Annotated in this window: 16 protein-coding genes; 13 read left to right on the top strand and 3 right to left on the bottom strand. The window is 48.2% G+C overall.

The window, feature by feature from the left end; all coding sequences use genetic code 11:
- The first annotated feature begins 93 nt into the window (after positions 1-93).
- From GWG06_RS14110 to GWG06_RS14060, 11 genes are all read left to right on the top strand, one after another.
- Positions 94-1,125: a hypothetical protein gene (locus GWG06_RS14110; protein WP_127038145.1), complete on the top strand. Its 1,032-nt coding sequence runs from the start codon at positions 94-96 to the stop codon at positions 1,123-1,125.
- A gap of 62 nt (positions 1,126-1,187) precedes the next feature.
- Positions 1,188-1,931, top strand: coding sequence for an MlaE family ABC transporter permease (locus GWG06_RS14105; protein ID WP_127038143.1), 744 nt, complete (start codon positions 1,188-1,190; stop codon positions 1,929-1,931).
- Between the two features lie 3 nt (positions 1,932-1,934).
- The gene (locus GWG06_RS14100) at positions 1,935-2,738 is read left to right on the top strand and encodes an ABC transporter ATP-binding protein (RefSeq protein WP_127038141.1); all 804 of its coding nucleotides are present in this window, start codon (positions 1,935-1,937) and stop codon (positions 2,736-2,738) included.
- A 198-nt stretch (positions 2,739-2,936) separates the two neighbouring features.
- Positions 2,937-3,824, top strand: a complete 888-nt coding sequence (gene sucD, locus GWG06_RS14095; RefSeq protein ID WP_127038139.1) for a succinate--CoA ligase subunit alpha — start codon at positions 2,937-2,939, stop codon at positions 3,822-3,824.
- Positions 3,825-4,023: 199 nt separating this feature from the next.
- Entirely contained in the window at positions 4,024-10,029 is a 6,006-nt protein-coding gene (locus GWG06_RS14090) for an alpha-2-macroglobulin family protein (RefSeq protein WP_235938342.1), read from the top strand.
- Between the two features lie 27 nt (positions 10,030-10,056).
- On the top strand, positions 10,057-11,106 hold the full coding sequence (locus GWG06_RS14085) for an NAD(P)/FAD-dependent oxidoreductase (RefSeq protein ID WP_160713916.1): 1,050 nt from the start codon (positions 10,057-10,059) through the stop codon (positions 11,104-11,106).
- A 128-nt stretch (positions 11,107-11,234) separates the two neighbouring features.
- On the top strand, positions 11,235-12,983 hold the full coding sequence (gene aspS, locus GWG06_RS14080) for an aspartate--tRNA ligase (RefSeq protein ID WP_160713914.1): 1,749 nt from the start codon (positions 11,235-11,237) through the stop codon (positions 12,981-12,983).
- Between the two features lie 463 nt (positions 12,984-13,446).
- Complete coding sequence (locus GWG06_RS14075) at positions 13,447-13,917, top strand: glucosaminidase domain-containing protein (protein ID WP_158631453.1); 471 nt, start codon at positions 13,447-13,449, stop codon at positions 13,915-13,917.
- Between the two features lie 147 nt (positions 13,918-14,064).
- Positions 14,065-15,345: an SGNH/GDSL hydrolase family protein gene (locus GWG06_RS14070; RefSeq protein ID WP_160713912.1), complete on the top strand. Its 1,281-nt coding sequence runs from the start codon at positions 14,065-14,067 to the stop codon at positions 15,343-15,345.
- Positions 15,317-16,594: a GDSL-type esterase/lipase family protein gene (locus GWG06_RS14065; protein ID WP_127038126.1), complete on the top strand. Its 1,278-nt coding sequence runs from the start codon at positions 15,317-15,319 to the stop codon at positions 16,592-16,594. Before GWG06_RS14070 ends, GWG06_RS14065 begins: the two co-directional genes overlap by 29 nt.
- Entirely contained in the window at positions 16,581-18,065 is a 1,485-nt protein-coding gene (locus GWG06_RS14060; RefSeq protein WP_160713910.1) for an MBOAT family O-acyltransferase, read from the top strand. The genes GWG06_RS14065 and GWG06_RS14060 overlap by 14 nt, the downstream gene beginning before the upstream one ends.
- A gap of 129 nt (positions 18,066-18,194) precedes the next feature.
- Here GWG06_RS14060 and GWG06_RS14055 read toward each other — a convergent pair whose 3' ends face one another.
- Positions 18,195-19,112, bottom strand: coding sequence for a helix-turn-helix transcriptional regulator (locus GWG06_RS14055; RefSeq protein ID WP_127038122.1), 918 nt, complete (start codon positions 19,110-19,112; stop codon positions 18,195-18,197).
- A 123-nt stretch (positions 19,113-19,235) separates the two neighbouring features.
- Between GWG06_RS14055 and GWG06_RS14050 the strand changes: the two genes are divergently transcribed.
- Positions 19,236-20,564, top strand: coding sequence for a porin (locus GWG06_RS14050; protein ID WP_235938341.1), 1,329 nt, complete (start codon positions 19,236-19,238; stop codon positions 20,562-20,564).
- Here the strand turns inward: GWG06_RS14050 and GWG06_RS14045 are convergent, their stop codons facing one another.
- On the bottom strand, positions 20,565-21,614 hold the full coding sequence (locus tag GWG06_RS14045) for a sensor histidine kinase (RefSeq protein ID WP_173962881.1): 1,050 nt from the start codon (positions 21,612-21,614) through the stop codon (positions 20,565-20,567). It abuts the gene before it with no gap.
- 151 nt (positions 21,615-21,765) lie between these two features.
- Complete coding sequence (locus tag GWG06_RS14040) at positions 21,766-22,449, bottom strand: response regulator transcription factor (RefSeq protein ID WP_127038118.1); 684 nt, start codon at positions 22,447-22,449, stop codon at positions 21,766-21,768.
- 265 nt (positions 22,450-22,714) lie between these two features.
- On the opposite strand from GWG06_RS14040, the gene GWG06_RS14035 reads away from it, so the two are divergent.
- Entirely contained in the window at positions 22,715-24,913 is a 2,199-nt protein-coding gene (locus tag GWG06_RS14035; RefSeq protein WP_127044057.1) for a hypothetical protein, read from the top strand.
- Positions 24,914-24,936: the final 23 nt, after the last annotated feature.

Raw genomic sequence — 24,936 nt, 5'->3', positions numbered from 1 at the left:
TAGAAGCACATCATAAAGCACGAAACCGTTTGGAGCCGATCTCCAAACGGTTTCGTGCTTTATAAATCAGCCGCCAAGCCTTATTTTTGTTTTATGCAAACCATCTCCCGGAAGAAAATATTCTTTCCTATCAATCAAGCATTCCGCAAATATCTCAAAATGTATGAGCGGGAAGTGAAGCTGCCATTGACTTATCAGGAGCTGCGCTACTACGATCATGCCATCTCCGTATATGATAAGGAAGGAAAAGATACCCTGTGGGAAACCGTATTTTATCCGCAGAGTATGATGGGGTCCATTCATGCCGGTTTGAAACGGATCTACTCCATTCTGAAAGCCGGCGGCGATCAGACAGCAGAAGAGCACCTGCACATTGAACGCATCGATTACTGCACTTTTGGTAATTCTCACCCGTTCCGCATAAAAATTGTCAACAATTACAATGAGGTGTATGACTACTTCTATATCAAAGTGGCGGATGCCTCCCGTATCTATGGACTGGAACTGGAACATATCCTGTCTCCCTACTGGATGAACTTCCTGATAGACGGCAACACGCTGGTGGAAGAACATATTGCGGGCGTGCCGGGAGATCAGTTTATCCTGCAGTATCTGGACAGGCCGGAGTTTAATCCCAAGCGTATCGCTAAGGAGTTCGTCAAATTCAATGAGCGCTGCTTTGTACGCCTGCTGGGAGATATGCGTTCCTATAATTTTATCTTCGATATCACACCTGATTTTGATGATGTACAGTTCCGTATCAGGGCCATCGACTTTGACCAGCAGTTTTATGAAGGTAAACGCACCTTATATATGCCGCAGTTTTTCAAAGAGAACCGGATTTTTGTGGAACTGGCCATGAAACATCTGAATGCAGAGGTAGTGAAACAATATCAGCAGGAGGAGCGGGCGCTGATTGCGCGCAGGATTAAAGTGCAGCGTCACCGCATCAAGGATCTTCGGGACGTCATCATGGCAGACCGCGTATCTTTCCCTGAAAAAATCCAGCAGCTGGGAGATGAGCTGGCAGACTATTACCATGATCCCGTTTTTGCCCGTTGCAAAACAATGGGTGAAATTATCGAGCGTAGTTTGAAACGCTTGCTAGTAAGTAGCTTAAGATAACGATAGTATAAAATATTAAATTAAGATATGATTGGCAAAATCATTCATATCTTTGAAAAGTTATGGAGTTCAAATTCTTCTATCATTTCGGAAACTTCCTGCTGATGCTGAAAGGCATGTTTTCCCGTCCGGAAAACTTTAAGATGTACTGGAAGCAGTTTATGCAGCAGTGTGTGGATATTGGCGTAGGGTCGTTTGGGATAGTCTTTATCATTTCCCTCTTTATGGGTGGTGTAACCACTTTACAGACAGCCTACCAGCTGGTAAGTCCTATCATTCCCAAGAGTACTATTGCGCAGGTGGTGCGGGATACCATCATTCTGGAGTTTGCTCCTACGCTGACCAGTATTGTACTGGCGGGTGTTATCGGTTCCAAGATCGCTTCTGAACTGGGTAACATGCGTATCTCCGAACAGATTGATGCCCTGGAAATGATGGGTATCAACACGAAAGGTTACCTGATAGCACCGAAAATTCTGGCTGCGACCCTCATGATACCCGTTCTGGTCGCTATTGCCGGTTTCCTGGGCATCTGGGGTGGAAAGGAAGCAGGCGTACTGTCCGGCGTACTTTCCAGTGAACAGTTTATGCAGGGGCTGCGACAGGAGTTCAAGGCATACAACGTATTTTTTGCGATGGCCAAATCATTTTCCTTTGGTTTCATCATAGCCAGCGTATCAGCCTACTATGGCTATAACGTTCAGGGTGGCGCCCTTGAAATCGGTAAGGCCAGCACCACCGCAGTGGTGGTAAGTTGTGTACTGGTATTATTTATGGACTACGCATTAACGGCTATATTACTGTAAATCATGATTGAACTGCAAGACATAACCAAGAGCTTTGGGGATAAGGAGATTCTGAAGGGCGTTTCGGCAGTAATGGAGTCCGGCAAAGTGAATCTGATCATCGGCGCCAGCGGCAGCGGAAAAACTGTGATGATGAAATGCATTGTGGGCCTGATGACCATCAACACCGGCAAAATCCTCTATGATCAGGAGGATTTTACCGCTATGGAAGAGAAAGAGAAAAAACTCGTCCGCCAGAAAATAGGCATGCTGTTCCAGGGATCAGCCCTGTTTGACAGCATGACAGTGGAGCAAAATGTCATGTTCCCGCTGGATATGTTCAGCCGGGATACCCTGAGAGATAAAAAGAAACGTGTCATGGAGTGCCTGGAGAGAGTACAGCTAAAGGATGCAGCGAAGAAGTTCCCTGCGGAAATCAGCGGTGGTATGAAGAAAAGGGTCGGTATCGCCCGCGCCATCGTACTCAACCCCAAGTACCTCTTCTGCGATGAGCCGAACTCCGGCCTGGATCCGCAGACCTCCCTGCTCATCGATAAACTGATCAAGGAGCTGACCGTAGAATATAATATCACTACTGTCATCAATACCCACGATATGAATACCGTAATGGAAAGCGGCGATCATATCGTATACATGTACCAGGGCAAGAAACAATGGGAAGGCAGCAACAAGGACATTGTTTTCAGTAAGGACCAGAAGCTGAACGACTTCATCTTTGCCTCTGAATTCCTCCGGGAAGCCAAGGAAATGCGTCAGCTGGACCTTTTCAAAGACGGCTCCTGGCGCGACCAGCTCAAAAAAGACTAGATATTTACTTATTTGGTTATTTGAGATTTTGTTATTTAAAATGCAGCGGAGATTTTCGCGTATATCATATTCGCAACCATCTCCGCTACATTTTAAATAACCAAATCTCAAATAACCAAATAACCAAATGAAAATGTCTTATTTTTGCCGCACCTATAGCAGAAATATATTACATAATAAACCAATAAAACAAGCGCGATGAGTGTTTTAGTTAATAAGGATAGTAAAGTGATTGTGCAGGGATTTACCGGTACAGAAGGTACTTTCCATGCTACTCAGATGATTGAATACGGTACACAGGTTGTTGGTGGCGTAACTCCGGGTAAAGGTGGCACCACTCACCTGGAACGTCCGGTATTCAACACCGTGGCGGATGCTGTAAAAGCAACCGGCGCCAATGTTTCCATCATTTTTGTACCGCCGGCATTTGCCGCTGACGCTATCATGGAAGCTACCGAAGCAGGAATTGCTCTCGTAGTATGTATCACAGAAGGTATCCCTGTTCAGGATATGATCAAGGCGAAAAACTTCCTGCAAGGTACTGCTACCCGCCTCATCGGACCTAACTGCCCTGGCGTTATCACTGCAGAAGAAGCTAAAGTAGGCATCATGCCCGGTTTCATCTTCAAGAAAGGCAGAATCGGTATCGTATCCAAATCCGGTACCCTGACTTACGAAGCTGCTGACCAGGTAGTAAAAGCTGGTCTGGGTGTTTCTACCGCTATCGGTATCGGTGGCGACCCGATCATCGGTACGCCTACCAAAGAGGCAGTTGAACTGCTGATGAACGATCCTGAAACTGACGGTATCATCATGATCGGTGAAATCGGCGGTGGTATGGAAGCTGACGCTGCCCGCTGGATCAAGGAACACGGTACTAAACCTGTAGTAGGTTTCATCGCTGGCCAGACAGCTCCTCCGGGACGTCGTATGGGCCACGCCGGCGCTATCATCGGTGGTGCTGACGATACAGCCGCTGCTAAAATGAAAATCATGGCCGAATGCGGCGTTCACGTAGTGGAAAGCCCTGCCAACATCGGTAAAACAATGGCAGAAGTGCTCAGCAAAAAAGCTGCACTGGCATAAGCCTCTCCGATATTTCTTTAGAAAAGTGAAAAGTGAAGCGGATTGCCATCACTTTTCACTTTTTTTTTGCCCCGTTATGGAAACCTGTATTCTTCCCGCATCCTGATAAATAAAGTAACTTAATATCAATAATAAACGATTCTTTATGCGTTCATTCATTGGATTATTCATTGTTTTAATCTTTAGCAGCTATAAAATAATGGCCCAGACGAATTACGACAATAACTGGAAAAAAGTGTCTGCCCTGGAAGAGAAAGGGCTGCCCAAATCCGCCCTGGAAGAAGTAAATAAAATTTACGCCCAGGCCGTGAAAGATAAAGCGGAAGCCCAGCAGATAAAGGCGCTCATCTTCCGGCTGAAATACAATTCACAGATCAGCGACAGCAGCACCCTGCAGAATCTGGAGACAATCAACGGCAACATTGCCGCAGCCAAAGGCCCTGCCCGCGCCATCCTGCAAACTATCCGCGCTGAAATGCTATACGGCTACCTGCAGCAGAACCGGTATAAATTCTATAACCGTACGGCCATCAGCCATGAGGAAGGAAACGATATTACCTCCTGGAGCCTGGATCGCCTTACCAAAGAGATCACCTCCGCCTACCAGGCTTCCCTGGCAGATAAAACACTGCTGGAGAAAACCGATATCGCTGTCTTTGATCCCATTCTTATCAAAGGACAACATACCCGCCCGCTGCGCAATACCTTATTTGACCTGCTCGCACACCGCGCGCTGGACTATTTCCAGAGCGGAGAAGAACGGCTGACAAAGCCAGCCAACCAGTTTGAACTGGATGATGCTGCTGCCTTTGCACCAGCCGCTGCCTTTGCCGCACATACCTTCAAAACCACCGATGCTACCTCCCTGCAGTACCAGGCCGTTTTGCTGCTGCAGCAACTGTTACGCCTGCACGAAAATGATAAGGCCGCTCAGCTGGATGTAGATATGAAACGCCTGGACTATATGAACCAGATGGCAGTGGTGGATAATAAGGATGAACTCTACCGCCAGGCACTGGAACAGATGACCAAAGATTATAAGGGGCTGCCGGAAGTAAGTAGTGTTATGCACCAGCTGGCCTCCTGGTATTACCGCAACGGTCAGACGGAAAGAACAGACAGCGCAGGCAATATTAAAAAAGCCAAAGCCATCTGCGAAGATGCCATGAAGCAGTTTCCCCACACCAATGGCGCCAGTTCCTGCGCTTATCTGCTGGATCAGATCAATGCCCCGTTCCTGGAGCTTTCTACAGAGCAGGTGAATGTACCCGGACTTCCTTTCCGTACGCTCGTGAACTATAAGAATATCAGCAAAATATACCTGCGCGCCGTAGCCATTGATGAAGCATTTCTGAAACAGCTGCGCAAAGCCCGCAATAACTACCAGGAAGCCGAAAATGCCTACTGGAAACTGATTACTTCCCGGCCAGCCGCCAAACACTGGGAACAGTCACTTCCAGATCCGAAGGATTATACCAGCCACCGCGCTGAAATAAAGATAGATGCCCTGCCGCTCGGACAATACATGATCGTTGCCAGCACCCAGCCGGCTTTCGCCCTGAAAGACAACCCGATGGCCCTGCAGTTTACCTGGATTTCCAGCATCAGCTATATGGAAAGCGGTACCAGCTACTATGCGCTGGACCGTACCACCGGTAAACCGCTGGCCAATGTACAGGCTGGCGTCTGGCGTAATACAGGCAGCTACGACGGCGACAACTGGAAACTGTATAAAACATTATCCACTGCCAGAGACGGCAGGGTGGAATTTGATTCCGCCATCGCCAAAGGCTCCAATTACAATACCATCCGTATTAAATGGGAACTGAAGAATGATCTCCTTTTCCTGGATGATACCAAATACATCTATCATAATCAGCCTGCTGAAAAAACAGACATAAAACCAGAACTGTTCCTGTTTACAGACAGAAGTATTTACCGGCCGGGACAAACTATCTGGTTCAAGGGAATTGTAGTAAAAAGAAAGCAGGAACAATCTGTCTCCGATATTGTAAGCGGATATAAAACCACTATACAACTGCTCGATGCCAATCGCGAGAAAGTGGATACGCTTACGCTGCAAACCAATGAATACGGCTCTTTCTCCGGTAAATTTGTAATACCGGAAGGCCGTATGAACGGATACTTCAAACTTGAAACGAAGGAAGGAATCGGTGGCCTGGCAGTACATGTGGAAGAATATAAAAGACCTAAATTCTTCGTGGAGTTTGATACCGTAAAGAACAGTTATCGTTTAGGCGAAACCGTTACTGCCAATGGTAAAGCGCTGGCATACGCCGGAAACAATATCAACGGCGCCATCGTTAAATACCGGGTGGAAAGGAAAGTGCGCTTCCCGTATCCCTGGATGTTCGGAAGATACGTACCCACCGGTACTTCCAGAGAAATAGCACATGGAGAAACTACCACCGACGCCGGCGGACATTTTGAAATAAAGTTCCCTGCATTGCCCGACAGATCCCTGGACCCGGCAACGCTGCCTGTTTTCTCCTATGTAGTACACGCTGATATAACAGACCTGAACGGAGAAACCCGCAGTGCTGAGCAATGGATTCAGGCAGGATACCAGACAATGGAAATCAGCATACAGCTGGCATCCCGTGTGGTGGCAAAAGATTTATCCGCGCTGAATATCTTCACAAAAAATCTTAACGGCGCTTACGAGAAAGCTACCGTTAATCTGCAACTGCTGCCACTGCAACCCACCAGCCGCTTATTGCGCGAACGCTACTGGGAACAGCCGGATCAGTTTGTGATGACAGAAGCAGCATTCGTACAGGCGTTCCCGTCAGATATCTATAAAGATGAAGATAAGCCGGCCTCCTGGCAACGCAAGGCCGCTGCCATACAACAGAGCTTCGTTACTGCTCCTGATGGTAAAGTAACACTGGATAGCAAAAAGCTTGCGCCAGGCTACTATGAGCTGGTAGCAACTGCCAAAGACAGAAACGGGAAAGAGGTGATCCAGAAAACCGTTTTTGAGCTGATAGATACAGACGCTAAAACCCTGGCTGCACCTGCCTATCTGTGGCAATTCCAGCCGGAACCACGCCGGGAGCCTGGTCAGAAAGCAACTGTGCTGCTGGGTACTTCCGCTAAGGATGTTCATGTCATTCAGTCGCTGCAATCTGTACAGCAACCGGAAAAAATTACGACACTGAACCTTTCCGGTCTGAACAGACTGGAGTATCCGGTTACTGAGCAGGACAGAGGCGGTTTGCTGGCCACTTACGTCTTTGTAAAAGATAATCGCTTCTACGCCACAGAAGAATACATCAACGTACCCTGGGATAATAAAACGCTGGAGGTGAAAACAGCTACGCACCGCGATAAGCTGCTGCCCGGCGAAAAAGAAAAGTGGACCGTGGAAATAGCCGGTAACAAAGGAGAGAAGGTAGCCGCTGAACTGCTGGCTTCCATGTACGACGCATCGCTGGACGCATTTGCACCACACCAGTGGAGCGCCCCTTATCTGTACCCTTCCGTTTCCAATAGCAGACGCTTTTCTGCATATGATAATTTCCGGCAGGTGACATCGCAGTATTTCTTTGAATCTACTGTGAGTAAAGATTACCCGATAACAGACAGAAGCTATGATGCGCTCAATTTCTTCGACTGGAATATGCATGACGGTAACGGATTCATGGGCGGTGTTGTTTCTGGTATAAGTGTCAGAAGCGGTAGTAAAGACAAACCTGCCGCTATGTACAAACGGTCCAGGTCTGAAGCAATAGCAGAAATTGCCGCACCAGCTCCCGCCGCAGTTGCCGAAGATGCTGCCGGTAAAGGCGTGGCACAACAGGAGAATAAACCAGCAGAACAGCAAACAGAAAATACCAATGGAAATATCAGCATCAGAAAGAATTTCCAGGAAACAGCCTTCTTCCTGCCAGACCTGCGCACCGATAAAAACGGAAATGTATCTTTCGAATTCACCATGCCGGAAGCCCTGACCAAATGGAACTTCCAGGGGCTGGCACATACAAAGGACCTGGCATTCGGTTATGTCAATGCCAGCATCGTAACACAGAAATCACTGATGGTGCAGCCTAATGCGCCGCGCTTCATCAGAGAAGGAGATAAGATTGATTTCACCGCTAAAGTGAGCAACCTGACAGATACCCTGCTCATTGGCCAGGCACACCTTGAACTGCTGGATGCCGCTACCATGCAGCCGGTAGACGGATGGTTCCAGAATATTTTCCCTACCCAGCACTTCACTGCCAAGGCAGGGGAAAGTACCGTTGTAACATTCCAGCTCCAGGCGCCGCACGGATTCAACAGCGCTTTGCTGTACCGCGTAACCGCGCAGGCCGGCAATTTCAGCGACGGAGAAGAAAATGCTATACCTGTGCTGACGAACTCCATGCTGGTAACTGAATCCCTGCCGCTGCCGGTGCGTGGCGACGGGAAACATACCTTTACTTTTGATAAACTCCTGCACAGCGATTCTTCTTCAACACTACGCCAGCAGGCCGTTACAGTAGAGTATACCAGCAACCCGGCATGGTACGCCGTACAGGCGTTACCGTACCTGATGGAATATCCGTACGATTGTGCAGAACAGGTATTTAACCGTTATTATGCCAATGCCCTGGCAACTCATATTACAGCTGTTACACCCGGTATCAAAGCTATTTTTGAAAGATGGAAAAATACCGATACTGCCGCCCTGCTGAGTAACCTGCAGAAAAATGAAGAGCTGAAGGCAGTACTGCTGCAACAGACACCGTGGGTGCTGGAAGCAAAGAACGAAGAGCAGCAGAAAAAGAATATCGCACTGCTGTTTGACCTGCAACGCATGCAGCGGGAAAGAAAAACCGCACTGGATCAGCTGGCAGCCAAACAACAGCCCGATGGCTCATTCTCCTGGTTTAACGGCATGTGGGCTGACAGGTTCATTACACAATATATCGTTGCCGGCATCGGTCACCTGCGTAAACTCACCGGTAAGGAAGATCCGGTAGCAGAAGCTATTGCGGCCAAAGCGATGGCGTGGCTGGATCGTCAGCTCGACAAAGACTATTACGATCTTATTAAACATAAGGCTGATCTGAAAAAACAACAGATTGGTTATCTGCAGGTGCATTACCTGTATGCGCGCAGCTTCTTCAGCAGCGACATTGCGCCTGCCATGCAGAAATCCTTTGATTATTTCCTGGAACAGGAAAAGCAGTACTGGCCTAAGCTGGGCAAGTACGCACAAGGTATGTCTGCGCTTACCCTCAGCAGAAAAAATGATAAGGTAACGCCAACGGCTATACTGAAATCACTGAAAGAAAATTCCATCAATAATCCTGAAATGGGTATGTACTGGAAAGATCTGACAGGAGGATACAACTGGCACGAAGCGCCGATAGAAACGCAGGCCCTGCTGATCGAAGCATTCGAAGAAGGCAATGACAAAACAGCCGTTGCAGATATGAAAACCTGGTTGCTGAAAAATAAGCAAACCAACAACTGGCATACTACCAAAGCCACTGCTGATGCATGTTATGCTATGCTGCTCAACGGCAGCAACTGGCTGGCAGCAGCTCCGCAGGTAACCATCCGGCTGGGTAAAACCACGGTGAGCAGCAGTACGCAGCCAACCGAAGCGGGTACCGGCTACTTCAAGGAACGTATAGATGGTAAAGCAGTGAAAGCAGATATGGGTAATATCACCGTAACCGTTGACGGTAGCAAAGGTCAGCCTTCCTGGGGCGCCGTGTACTGGCAGTATTTCGAGAACCTCGATAAGATCTCTGCCGCTAAAACACCGCTGGTACTGGAAAAGGAACTGTATAAAGAAGTGAATACAGATAAAGGGGCAGCGCTGACGAAAATAACTGAAGGTAACGAGCTGAAAGTAGGAGATAAGGTGAAAGTGAGAATTGTATTGCGTGCGGACAGAACAATGGAATACATCCACCTGAGAGATATGCGCGCAGCCTGCTTTGAGCCGCTCAATGTTATCAGCGCCAGCAAATGGCAGGGCGGACTGAGTTATTATGAAAGCACCAAAGACGCTTCCACCGACTTCTTCTTCAGCTATCTGCCAAAAGGAACTTATGTATTCGAGTATGTGTTGTTTGTAACACATCAGGGTAAGTTCTCCAACGGTATAAGTACGGCGCAGTGCATGTACGCACCTGAATTCAGCGCGCACAGCGAAGGTCTCAGCGTGAAAGTAGTGGAGAAGTAGTTGCGCGGCAATTCGTAATTTCCCGCCATGAAACGAGTGGATTACCTCATTATTGGTCAGGGAATAGCCGGCACCATGCTCAGCTGGTTCCTGCTGCAGGCAGGAAAGCGCGTACTGGTGGCCGACGACGGAAAAATAAACAGTGCCTCCAGAGTGGCGGCCGGAATCATTAATCCTGTTTCCGGTCGCCGCTTTGAGCCGGCCTGGATGTACGATACCATTTATCCTTTTGCAAAGGATACCTACAACCAGCTATCTGCCTTGCTGCAGGTGCCTGTCTTCACAGAACGTAACCTCTGGAGCGTATTCCCCTCGCAGCAAATGCGGGATGCCTTCTTCTCCAAACCCAACAGTCACGTATATACGGAGATTCCGGATCAGCTGCAATATGCTTCCTTCCTCGATCAGCCTTTTGGTGCAGCCATCATTAAAGGAGCAACGGTTAACCTGAAAACGCTGCTTCCGGCGTGGCGTAATTACCTGCAATCGCAGGAGGCACTGCTACCGGTACATTTCGACCTGTCCTCCCTGGAGATACGCGATGACAGTGTGATATACAATGATGTGCAGGCAGATAAAATCATCTTTTGCGACGGGATGGCTACCATGCAGTATCCCTTCTTCCGGAATATAAAATTTCTGCCCAACAAGGGCGAAGTGTTGCTGGTAAAGGTTCCCGGGCTTGATACGCAGGATATTATCAAGAAAAGCATAACGCTGGTGCCGCAGGGGCCTGAACAGTTCTGGGCAGGATCTTCCTTCGTATGGGATTACGCAGACGATGATCCGACGGCCGCGCAGCGGGAGAAGCTGGAACAAAGCCTGCAGCAGCTGCTGAAGGTGCCTTACGAAGTAACCGGTCAGCTGGCCGCCGTACGCCCTTCCGGCAACGATCGCCGGCCTATTGCAGGGCTGCACCCCGAAATACCCGTCATTGGGATATTTAACGGATTAGGCACCAAAGGCTGCTCGCTGGCACCCTTTATGGCAGCGCATTTCACAGAAGTGCTGGCCGGCAGGGCCCCACTGATGAAGGAAATAGACGTGTCACGATATTTTAACATAATTCAGCGGTAAATGCCCGTTGCAAACCGTATCTTTGCCCCCCTTATGGGCATGGCTGAACAACTGAAGGAGTGGTCGCAATCAGCTGGCAGCACATTCCGGATTTCAACCATAACACTTTTAAAAACAACTATTTACGCATGTATAGGACGCACACTTGCGGGGAATTAAGAATGGAACAGGTGGGCCAGGAAGTCACATTGGCCGGATGGGTACAAACAGTTAGAAAGTTTGGAAGCATCAACTTTTTTGATTTACGCGACCGCTACGGTATTACGCAGCTGTTATTCGGCGAAAACCTGAACGCCAAACTGGATGCACAGCCCCTGGGCCGTGAGTTCGTTATTCAGGTAACCGGCACGGTAACCGAGCGTTCCAGCAAAAATAAAAATATCCCTACCGGCGATATCGAAATCACGGTAAGCGACTATAAAATTCTGAATGCAGCTAAAACGCCGCCTTTCACCATTACAGATGATACGGATGGCGGTGATGAACTGCGTATGAAATACCGTTTCCTGGATCTGCGCCGCAATGCGGTAAGGCAGAACCTGGAATTACGTTACAATGTAGGCCGCGTAGTGCGCAATTACCTGCACTCCCAGGGCTTCATGGATATTGAAACGCCGTTCCTGATTAAATCCACCCCGGAAGGCGCCCGCGATTTCGTGGTGCCCAGCCGTATGAACGCCAACGAGTTCTATGCACTGCCACAGTCTCCGCAAACGTTCAAACAGCTGCTGATGGTGAGCGGTTACGACCGTTACTACCAGATCGTGAAATGCTTCCGTGACGAGGACCTGCGTGCTGACCGCCAGCCGGAGTTTACGCAGATTGACTGCGAAATGAGCTTCGTGGACCAGGAAGATATCCTCAACACTTTTGAAAATATGCTGAAGCATGTTTTCCAGGAAATAAAAGGCATCCGTTTCGACGGTGCATTTCCACGGATGACCTGGGACGATGCCATGGAGTTCTATGGTAACGATAAACCGGATATCCGTTTCGAAATGAAACTGGCGAACCTCAATGATACCGTGAAGAACAAAGGCTTTAAAGTATTTGATGAAGCGGAACTGGTAGTAGGTATCGCTGCCACCGGTTGTTCGGAATATACCCGTAAACAGCTGGATGAGCTGACGGAATGGGTAAAACGCCCGCAGATCGGCATGAGCGGACTCATCTATGTGAAATACAATACAGATGGCACACTGAAGAGCTCGGTGGATAAATTTTTTGACGAACAACAACTGAAATTATGGGCGGAGAAATGCGGGGCTAAACCCGGAGATCTCATCCTGGTGCTGGCTGGCAAGGAAGAGCGTACCCGTAAAGCGATGAGCGAGCTGCGCCTGGAAATGGGAGAACGCCTGGGTTACCGCAATAAAAACGATTATAAACCGTTGTGGGTAGTAGACTTCCCCCTGTTTGAATATGCAGAAGAGGAAAACCGCTGGGTAGCACGTCACCATCCGTTTACATCACCCAAACCGGACCATATCGCACTGATGAATGATTTATCACAGTATGCAAAGATCAAAGCAAACGCCTACGATATTGTATTGAACGGAACAGAAATCGGAGGTGGCTCTATCCGTATATTCCAGCGCGATTTACAGCAGAAGATGTTCGCTGCGCTGGGTATGTCTGAAGAAGAAGCAGAACATAAATTTGGCTTCCTGCTGGGAGCATTTGAATATGGTGCACCGCCCCACGGTGGTATTGCCTTCGGATTTGATCGCTTGTGCTCGCTTTTGGGCGGCAGTGAAAGTATCCGTGATTTCATCGCTTTCCCGAAAAATAACTCTGGTCGCGATGTCATGCTCGATGCTCCTGCTGCTATTGATGACGCCCAACTGAAAGAATTAAAGATTCAGCTGGTAAAATAGCTGAGGGCTTTAGCGTCAGGGATTTATATAGTGAGATAATAGCAAACTCTCACGTAACTGTCATAAATGCCTGTCCACGTCCGTCCACAGCTGGTTATTGGCCTAATCTTTGCAATAAGCGGATGCTTTAAGCGAAAAAAATCCCCTTTGATATGGCTTCCGGCCGCATCAAAGGGGATTGGCGCAATTATAAGGAACTATATTTTTTAACAAGAAATTAACGACGAAGATAAGGTTAGAGAGAAGACGTATTATTTAATTTTTTAAAGTAATATTGCGGTGTGATCATCGTTGATATGTGAGGTAAGAAATGATGCTGAAAACAAACAACAATCTATCACCTACAAAAAGTACGACCATGAGAATTTTTACATTCTTCCAAAGGCCGGTATGGGTATGTGCGGTGTTTTTATTGCTGATGCTCAGCAATGTTGGGTATGCTCAACAATCCACGAGTAGTTATTTGAAAAAATTTAAACCGGTATCTGTGGAACTGATGCAGGAAACCGGCATACCCGCCAGTGTAATTCTGGGCGTGGCCATGCTGGAATCCGGAACAGGCACCAGCAGAAACGCCAGATTACTGCATAACCATTTTGGTATTGTTGGTAAAAACAACATCCACCAGATAAAACCCGGCACCCGTTCCAGGTACAAACAATATGCAAATGATCTCGCATCCTACGAGCATTTCGTGGCAGTGCTCGCGAAAAAGAAGTGGTTTAACAACCTGAAAGGCAACAACCAGTTTGCCGTATGGTTAAAACACATGAATCACAGCGGCTATTCCTCCGCAGGCCATGAATGGATAAGAAGAGTAACAAATATCATTAACAGTCACAAATTGTATAAGCTGGACGAAGGAATGGATAGTGTAGCCCGTGGTTCATCTTGGTTAACCGTCGGAGCGCCCCCTACTACCGATGACCAGTGATACTAAACGTTTCATTGTATTATGCCTGGCGAAAATAAGTCTGCCTATCCTTTTTATATCGTAACAGGATCATTGATTTGTCTGGTTGTATTATCCCAGTTACATCTCAACCTTTCATTAAAAGATTTTCAGTTCAGGCGCCTGGATATGTTATCAGAATTGAGAACAGATCCGGCAGACAAAAAGAGAGAGCTTATTGCTGGTAAAGACAGCAGTAAGCTCTCTCTTTCTGATTCTACGCAGGTAGCCGGTACCACTCCCGGCAGCACCGCCAACCCTGATGCCGCCTACGATTTTATGTCGTACAAGGGGATCCTGAACTATGCCAGTCCGGCTTCCGGAGACGGCAACGCAGGTATCGACCGGTTCCTAACCGCCCTCCGCGACCTGAAAGCCGGTAAACGTAAAAAAGTACGCATCGCCTATTTCGGAGACTCCATGATTGAAGGTGACCTGATCACCTCCGATCTGAGAGACAGCCTGCAGACCAACTTCGGCGGCGCCGGCGTCGGGTTTGTTCCCGTTACCTCCGTAGTAGCTACGTACAGAACTACTATCAACCACACCTTTTCCAAAGACTGGAAGGATTATCATTATAAAAATTCTCCCCCTTCCAATATTACCCTCGGACTTTCCGGGCACACCTTCTTCCCTGCCAGTGGCAGCTGGGTAAGGTATGCGCCAGTGAAAAAGCCCCGACTGGATAAGTTTGAAGAAGTGTCCGTTTTATTCGGTCCCGCTGAAGCTACCACACTCAGCATTAACGATAAGGCATATACGCTTTCCGGCAATCAGCCGGTGAACAGGCTGGACCTGCGCGCAGATACCGGCGCTTCCCCGCTGATGATTAAATACGGCGGCCCGTCGCTCCCGTTCTACGGCGTATGCTTTGAAAGCGATAACGGCGTGTATGTAGACAACTACTCCTTCCGCGGTATCAGCGGTGTGGAGCTGGGGCACCTCTCTGCCGGTATGGTCCGTAAAATGCAGGAAGAGCGCCCGTACGATCTGATAGTACTGCACTACGGCGCGAACGTACTGTTCCGCCCGGAACTGACAGACTACAGCTGGTACGAACGCCCGATGAAAAAAGTAATGGACTCCCTCCGTAATGACCTGCCGGGAACATCTTTCCTGATCGTAGGCACTGCAGATAAATCCTACCGCAAGGGCGACCGGTATATCACCGCCCCCGGTGTGGAAGCCCTGCTGAAAGTACAGCACGAACTGGCTACCGGCTTCGGTACCGGCTACTGGAACCTCTACGCTGCCATGGGCGGCGACGGCTCCATGGTGAAATGGGTGGAAGGAGATACCGTACTGGCCAACAAGGATTACACACATTTAAACAGACAGGGAGCGGCCAAAGTAGGGGCGCTGCTGTATAAAGCTATTATGAATGATTACAGACAGGCTGAAAACCATTAGTAAATGTATGATGGCCGCAGCTTCGCTGCTGCTCGTATCTTTTACTGCTCACGCACAGCAGGACGCTGCAGGAGATATCCAGCAGGACACCGCGCTGTACCGTGTTTTCAACCAGCTGTATCACGCAGACAGTAACGTTATTTCCATCCTGCACCTGGGAGACTCCCACATTCAGGCAGGACATTTTTCACTGACCACCGGCGCCCTGCTGCAGCAACGCTTCGGCAATGCCGGCAGAGGCTTCGTATTCCCGTACAGCACAGCCGGTACCAACGGTCCCGACGACGCCCGCTGGAGCAGCACCTCCCGCTGGTCGTCAGAAAGAATCATTGACCGCTACAAGCCGCCGGTACTGGGCCCCGGCGCCATCGCCATCAGCACTACCGCCAACGAACCAACGATTTCCTTCTCCCTGAAAGAAAATCCGGAAACAGACAACAGCTTCAGCAAAGCACAGCTACTGTACGATGCCGGCATCGAAAACAGCGCTGTTTACTGCCCTTCCGCCTCTGTAACGGTAACGCCCGCACCCTTTTCCGGCTCGCCTACCATCGGTATGGCTACCCTCGATTTCCCGCAGCCACAGCAATCCTTCCAGGTCACCTGGGGCGAACGCGGCAGCTCACCTTTCCGCTTCTACGGCGCCGTATTGCAAAACGGACATAAGGGGGTGCTGTATCATAGCGTAGGTATCAACGGAGCCATGTACCTGCACTACAACGATCTTAACAATACCGTGATGGCAGGACTTTCTGCCCTCAAACCCTCACTGATTATCATTTCCCTGGGTACCAATGAAGCCTATAGCCGCTTTGATCCCCTACAGTTCAGAAATGAAATAGACAGAATGGTACAGCTGATCCGCAGCCAGCGCCCGGAGGCAGCTATTCTGCTGACAACGCCGCCGGATTGTATGCGCGCGGTACGTAAAGCCGTCAGAAAAAAAGTAAGTAAGCGTAAGTATAAAACCTTTTATACAACCGCTTACTACCCGAATCCCTATATCGCTATGGTTACACAGCAGATTACAGGATATGCCAGACAGCACGGTATTGCCTGCTGGAATTTTAATGCAGTTAATAAGGCGCAGAGCGATAGATTTGCAGGCGGATGGGCGTCAGACCATATTCATTTTAGTGTGAAAGGCTATCAGTTACAGGGCCAGCTTTTATACGAAGCCCTGCAAAAGTCCTATGCACAATATTTACAGGTAAAGAAAAATTCCGTTAACACTGATGATCGACTTTAACAGGCTGTTATCTCAACTGCTGTACAATCCCGCAGATCCTGTGCTCTTTAACAGCGCCTTCTTTTTCTATTTCTTCGCTTTATTCCTGTTATGCTACCTGGCCGTCAGCCGTAGCAGCCAGGGCAGGGTATGGGTGTACACCGTTTTTTCCCTGTACTTTTTTTATAAAGCCTGCGGGTTTTATGTCGGACTCGTTATACTCTCCGCCATCGTGGATTTTAACCTGTCGCGATGGATATACAACACGCCCAGCCGCTCCGTGAAAAAATCGCTGCTGGTTTTCAGTATCATCCTGAATATCGGATTACTGTTTTATTTCAAGTACACGGATTTCTTTATCGGTATCATCAATGACCTGACGCAGGGCCATATCCGTCCGTTGCATCTGTTACTGCCCATCGGGATTTCCTTCTATACATTTGAAAATCTGAGTTACACGATAGATGTCTACCGCGGAGAAATCAAGCCGGTAAACCGTTTCATGGATTACCTGTTCTTCCTGTCCTTCTTCCCGAAACTGATGATGGGCCCTATCGTACGTGCGGCAGATTTTATTCCGCAGATCTCGCAGCCTTACCGCCTTAATACAGACGATATCGGCAAGGGTATGTACCTCATTATCGGCGGCCTTTTTAAGAAGATCGTCATTTCGGATTTCATCTACCAGAACTTTGTACAGTATATTTTTGATGATCCCAGCAAGCACACAGGACTGGAATGCCTGATCGGCGTATATGGGTACGCGTTAGTGATCTATTGCGACTTCTCCGGCTATTCTGATATGGCGCTGGGTATTGCCCGCTGGACAGGCTTTAAGATTCCGCCTAACTTTGATTCCCCTTACCAGAGCTCTTCTATCACGGAATTCTGGCGCCGCTGGCACATTTCCTTGTCGAGCTGGCTGCGCGATTACCTGTACATTCCGCTGGGAGGCAACCGCAAAGGTAAGGTGCGCCAGTATGTTAATCTGGCGCTGACGATGCTGATCGGCGGCTTCTGGCATGGCGCCAGCTGGAACTTCATCTTCTGGGGTGGTATGCATGGCGCAGCACTCGCAGTAGATAAAGTACGTATCGACTGGCTGAAGAAAAGCAAAACAGTTATCACCGGCTGGAAAGCTACTTCCCTGAAGATCCTGGGTGTGCTCATCACCTTCCACTTTGTATGCTTCTGCTGGATATTCTTTAAAGCAGCTACCTTCCACGATGCCTGGTCGCTGATTCACCAGATCGTGTATGATTTCCAGCCAGGTATCTGGGCTGAACTCTACCAGGGCTATACCGCCGTATTCTGGGTAATGGTACTGGGCTTCATCCTGCACTTCCTGCCTTCCCGCATGGAATTTACTACCGAAAAACTCCTCGGCCGCCTGCCCCTTGCCGCCAGCGTTGCCGTAATGGTAATATTCATCTGGCTGCTGGTACAGGTAAAAAGTACACAGCCGATGATTCCGATATACTTCCAGTTTTAATCATTTGAGATGTAGTTATTTTTTTATTTGAGATTTAAAAATGCAGCGAAGACCTAAGCAAATATTGTACGCCTGGATCTTCGCTGCATTTTTAAATCTCAAATAAAAAAATAACCACATCTCAAATAATCATGGCGTTTTCTGCCACGGAATATAAATCTCCGATTTGTCTGGTGCGGGCAGGGAGATGAAGAAGTAGTTGTTGCTCATCTTAAAATTGCTTTCCCGGCAGTTGTTGTTAATGAATTTGTACATGGGCAGGCCGGCTTCCGCAAAGCTCATGGGTACGGTCAGCTTTTTAAAGTCTCCGCCGGCCATCTGCATGTGAACCAGGCGGAAGCTCTCCCGGTAGGTTTGGATGATCTGGAAGTGTGCGGTGTTGTATTCAAGTGTATTCGGCAATAGCAATCCTACATACATCATCATTTTAGTGTAGGTGGTGATAGGTACAACATCCAGCGAGCCGGTAATGATGCGGGCATCATGCAGGCCCAGCGTTCTGATAATATATTGCAGCTGTTTGGTATAAATATCCATGTAGGCCATCATGCTTTTCACCGGGTTGTTGTGGCCGGGAAGAATATGATAGTAGAGGGTCATGGAAGGTAATCTTACATCTTCTGTTTTATCCAGGTTAAAAATATCCGCGTAATCTTTGGAATGTGTGACAAGTTCTGTCTGCTGAAGGGTATTGGCTTCTTCCGGCAGAAAGTCTACATCACGCATGTGGGTGGGACTACAGTTAAACCGTGACCTGATGGCCTTGGTGAAGGCGGCATGTGTGTAACGGCACATTTCACTGATCTGGCTGATGCTGTAACCACTGTGCCGCAAGTATCCCACACCTGCTTCCAGGCGGCTGCGTTTCACAAATTGCTGGTATGCCTCTTTCCTGATCTTCTTGAACATGTGCGAAAAGTTGTCTTTCGATACATGTAATCTGTCGGCAACTTCCTGTAGTTCAATTTCTTCCAACGGTTGACTATGTGCGAAGGAAATAGCCTGCTGGATATTCCACTTCCAGAATTCAATGGTAGATGGCTTCATGGGAAAAGAGTATGGTAACTAAATGTAAGCTTTTACCATGGCGGATATGCATGGATTAACGAGTGATTAACCGATGATTAATAAACTGAATGCTATACTTTTGCGCAATAATTTAAAGCTCAGATGCGAACTGCCAGAATCTTCTCTCTACTTGTTATGCTGTTGTTTTCCGGTATGGCTGCGCGTGCGCAGTTCCTGATGGATATGATTGATACCACAACAGATCTGGGAAGGGGGATGATGGCGATGTATCAGAAGTATGATGCGCTGCGTTTCAGCGGATACATACAGCCGCAGTTTCAGCTGGCCGCTGCCAAAGGCATTAACAGTTATGCCGGCGGTAACTTCGGGGCCGCGGTGAATAACCGGTTTACCCTGCGTCGTGGCCGTCTGCGTGTAGACTATGAGCGCTATAACAAGGATAATATGCCCATTGTGCAGTTTGCCTTTCAGTTTGATGGAACGGAGCGGGGGGTATTTATCCGCGATTTCTACGGACGTGTCTTTGAAACAAAATACAATCTCTTCTCCCTGGCCGGCGGGATGTTTGCACGGCCGTTCGGCTATGAGGTCAACCTGTCTTCCGGCGACCGCGAAACGCCTGAGCGTGGGCGCATGTCGCAGATACTGATGAAAACGGAGCGTGACCTGGGAGCGATGGTTTCTTTTGAGCCAAGGCGTAAAGATCATCCGCTGCGTTTTCTGAAGATAGATGCCGGTGTTTTCAACGGACAGGGACTGGCCGGGCCTACCGATTTCGACAGCCACAAGGATTTTATCGGGCGTGTGAGTATACGGCCGCGTAAAGTGAAGGGCACCAATATTATTCTTTCCGGCAGCGTGTCGGTACTCTACGGCGGCATGGAGCAGTTCACGCCGGTGATTAACCGGATGGGTATAGTGAACGGGCAGCCCGGCTTTATCAGGGATTCTGCTACCGCCAATGTAGGCAGGATCGCGCCCCGCCATTATTACGGAGCCGATATGCAGGTAAGAATTCCCAATGGCCCCGGTAAAGGCAGTACGCAGTTCCGGGCGGAATATATCCGAGGTTCACAAACAGCTACGGCGCTGACTTCTGAAACGCCGGGCGTTATTCCGGTGGATGCACAGGGCAAAAGGCTGCCTTTGTATATCAGGAATTTCGATGGCGCTTACCTGTATTTCATTCAGCACCTGGGTAATGAACACCACCAGGTAGTAGTGCGGTATGACTGGTATGACCCCAATAAAAAGGTGAAAGGCAAGGAGATAGGTGTTCCCGGAGAAGGACTCACGGAGGCGGATATACGCTATAATACGCTGGGATTCGGTTACCTGTACTATGCTAACCCGCATCTCAAATTCACCCTTTACTACGACATGGTGAAAAATGAGTCTACCAGCCTTGATGGCTTCACGGAAGACATCAGGGATAATGTGTTTACCTGCAGGATGCAGTATCGTTTCTGATTATTCTTTTCCGGCTTCCATGGTGAAACCGAAGGTGCTGCCTACTTCCGGCTTGCTCCTGACGGTAATGGACTGGTCGTGCGCTTCCACAATATGTTTTACGATGGCGAGGCCCAGGCCGGTACCGCCAATGTCGCGGCTGCGGGCACGGTCCGTACGGTAGAAACGCTCAAACACGCGCGGGAGATGGTCTTCAGACATACCAATACCGTCATCGGATATTTCCACCAGCACCCGTTTATCATCCATATTGTAGATGCTGGCAATGGTATGGCCATCGGGTTTACCGTATTTGATGGAGTTGTCGATCAGGTTAATGAGTACCTGGCGGATTTTTTCCTTGTCGGCCAGCACTGGCACCGGCGCTTCACAACCTTTTTTGATGGTGAATTTGATGCCTTTGGTATTAGCTTTCAGGGAGAGGGTATCGAATACATCTTTCAGGAGATCCTGGATAACAAATGTTTCGCTGTTGATCGTCATTTCACCGCTTTCCAGTTTGGAAATCTCATCGAGGTCGTCGATCAGGCGGCAAAGGCGGTCAATATTCTTGGTCGCGTTTTTCAGAAATATCTTGTTGACGGAAGGATCTTCCAGCGCGCCATCCAGCAGGGTGTGGATGTATCCCTGCACGGCGAAGATCGGCGTCTTCAGCTCGTGGGAGAGATTAAGCAGAAACTCTTTACGGAAGGCTTCGTTGCGGCGCAGGCTCTCCAGTTCTTCTTTCTTCTGGCTGGCCCATTTTTCCACATCTTCGCTTACTTCATCAATGGTTTTCAACGGCAGGATGTTCTTGTGAAAGAATTCTTCCCGCTTGGATGCTTTTGTCTGATAGATGAATTTGTAAATGAGTTTTATCTTCCGGTAGATAAAATTCTGTAAGGTATACAGGTACAGGTAATAGGATACCAGGAAGGTAAGCACAAAAGCTCCCAGGACAACTTTCCAGTTACCATCTACAAGCAGGCTGCCCAGTGCTATTACGGCTGATATTACCAGTGCGGTAAATCCCGCCAGCTTCTGCGGGGATAGGTTTTTTGCTTTAAACATACTCCAGAGTGAGTAATTAGAATAATAATGGGAAATTACTGTAAATTTCTTACGTGCCATAAAAAAAGCTGTCAACCGTTAGTTATAGGGCTGCTATAACTGACGGTCAACAAAAATTGTTTGGTGGAGGAAAAGGGGAGGGGCTATCCGCCTACATTTCAAATTTATATCCTACTCCCTTAACTGTAGTGATAAGGTCAATGCCGATTTTCTGGCGGATCTTACGGATATGGACATCAATAGTACGGTCGCCTACAATCACTTCGGTACCCCATACCTGGTTTAATATTTCGTTGCGCAGGAATACACGGCCGGGTTTGGACGCGAGCAGCTGCAGCAATTCAAATTCTTTTTTAGCAAGAATGATTTCCTGGCCTTTATAGGTTACCGTGAATTTCTCGCGGTCAATGATCAGATCGCCCAGCTGTACCTGTGTTTCCTCCGCTTTGTGCAGGCGGCGGAATAACGCATTGATACGGCTTACCAGCAATTTGGGTTTAATAGGTTTGGCGATATAATCGTCTGCCCCCATGTTCAACCCGTCTATTTCTGATTTTTCATCGTTCAGCGCTGTCAGAAACAGCACCATGGTGTCTTTGAAGTCAGGTATCTTCCTGAGTTCGCGGCAGGTATCAATACCATTTTTGTTCGGCATCATGATATCCAGCATAATCAGATCGGGTCTGAATATTTTAGCCTTCTGGATAGCTTCGCTGCCATCTTTGGCGGTTACTGTATCGTAACCTGCTGTTTTAAGATTGTAGCTGATTATTTCCAGAATATCCAACTCATCATCCACTACCAGTATTTTTCCTGCAACCGCTTGGTCTATCATAAAAATTTCCTTTTTAAAAGACGGCACAAAATTATACAGCCTGTTCGGTGATTAATGGAAAATTAACATTATGAAATTGTTAATTCAGTACCATCGCCTTTCACATTGACATGCAGCAAGTTACGCCAAATTTTACCATGTCTCTATATGTTCTAAATTTAATATTCGTATTTTGATGATTTTTATGCAATAGTGCAGAATGCACGCCAGCTTTATATTTTGGTTGTAAATTTGCTATCAGGTTCGAGTGAAAAGTACATCTACAATGAGAAAATTTCTATTCATCTTTTTACTGGCGGCTTCTCAAAGCAGCTGGGTACATGCACAAAGCAATCATATTCAGATACCTATCAGCAGACAGGGATTTCATGATAATATCGATAAAGAACAGGCTGCTGCAGCCAGGTTCGACGGCAAGGCAGATGATCTGATCAAAGTGTCCGAAGATCAGACTACCAACCTGCAGGTGACCAACGCACTCATCAAGGAAGTGGATGATATGCAGCTGGAGATAGAAAAAGATTCTTCACTGGATCACCGCCTGAAAGTAAAATACCTTTCCGGCCTCTATTCCGTACTGAAAGATTATAACCAGAAACGCGCCCGCCGCAATATAGAACCGGATGAAGCGCCCGCCATCATTCAGGCCTACCGCAATATGATGCATGCCGATATCAAAGGGCAGAGCATTCAGCCGTTTATCCGCGACCTCTCATTCGCTGCCTCCGAAAGGCTGATCGAAATATTCCGGGAAAACCCCGGCTATAAAGATGCCCGCGGCGAAGTGTTCACCAAATACGCATTCAATAACCTGGAAACAGTCATGCCCAAACTGGTGGACTATATGGACGCTCCGGGAACAGATTCCATCATAGCGGCCGTTGCCCGCAAATATCCTAACCAGGTACTCACCTACGCTACCTCCTACACGCCGATGGCCAACGCCATCAAACGCAATCCTGATCCGATTGTAAGACAGATTGTAGCCATCGGGAAATCTTCCCAGAGCACCAAAATTCTGCCTTTCATCGATGAACTGCTCGCAGGTACCACCACCATCGAGAAACTGGAGAAAACGGTTGATAACGATTACGCCTACTATAAGCAAATGGTGAAATCTACCATCGCCCTGCAGAAAATGAAGAACGAAGGGAAAAACCCTTACGGACTGAAAGCCATGATGGAAAATATGCAGGCCAAATCACTGCTGTATATCCGCGAAGTGAACGACCTGCACGAAGAATCAGCGCCGGTACGTTTCCGCATCGTGAAAGACCTGACCCCGGAAGAACTTTACTACCTGATCATCAACGGTCAGGAAGAACTCTATACATCCAGCTATACCAACCGCAACAACGCCGGTCTGTATGACCAGATGATGGCGCGCATGAAACCTTCCCGCGGCGACAGCCTGCTGATGCAGATAAACTTCGACCGCTTCAAGAAATTCATCGCCATGGCGGCAGGCTTCAATACCCTGGACCACTTCCTGAAATCAATGGCTCCGGAGAATGCCAACTATCTCATGCAGAAATATGTGCAGAACCTGGAGAAGACGGAAGACCTGGAAGACGCCGTGGATGTTGCCAATTCCTTCGGCAGTATCCGCGATGAAAAACTGCTGGACTTCCTCCGCACAGAAGTGAAAAAGAACCTGACGTACGTGAAACGCCATAACGATAAACGCGGTACGGTAATTTATCAGCTGCTGTCCAGCCTCTTTGAAACAGAATCCAAAGGTGGCAACGATTCCTCCAAAGCCTCTGATATGGCCGCACAGCTGTCATTACCGCCTATCAACTACGTTACCTACAGCACGCTGCAAAGCGACAGTGGCCGCATTTACCAGCAGGTATTCTTCTACGGGGATAAAGACGGACAGGAATCTTTCTCCAGCTTTATGACCAACTTCCCGTCGTCAGACTGGAGAGTAACGAAGAACAAGTACTGGGCTACCATCAGTTCTACCAAAGGCAAGCCTACTACTATATACGCAAACCTGCCCATCGATGAACCCGGCGATAAGGAAGCGATCTCCAAGCTGTCTGACTACCTGGATGAAGAAGATATTCACCCTACCATCTTCATTCACCGCGGACACAGCTACCACATCAACACTACGCTGGACAACCTGCAGAGCTCTGCCAAAATTGTAGTACTCGGCTCCTGCGGCGGCTATCATAACCTGGCTACCGTACTGGAAAAATCTCCTGAAGCGCATATCATCTCCTCCAAACAGGTAGGAACACGCTTTGTAAACGAACCTATCATTCACAGCATAGAAGATGTAGTCCGCTCCGGTAAAAATGTAGACTGGGTAATCATGTGGTCGCAGCTCTCCAAAAGATTTGCCCCCGATGCCCGCAACCGGGAACTCTTCAGCGACTATGTACCACCGCATAAAAATCTCGGCGCCATATTTATCAAAGCGTACAGGCAGATTATGAAGGACGAGAAGAAATAATTACGAATTGCGAATTACGAATG

This window comes from Chitinophaga solisilvae (assembly GCF_009928525.1).
Taxonomy (GTDB): Bacteria; Bacteroidota; Bacteroidia; order Chitinophagales; family Chitinophagaceae; genus Chitinophaga; species Chitinophaga solisilvae.
The sequence above is the reverse complement of the archived record's forward strand: the minus strand, read 5'-3'. Positions and strand labels throughout refer to the sequence as shown.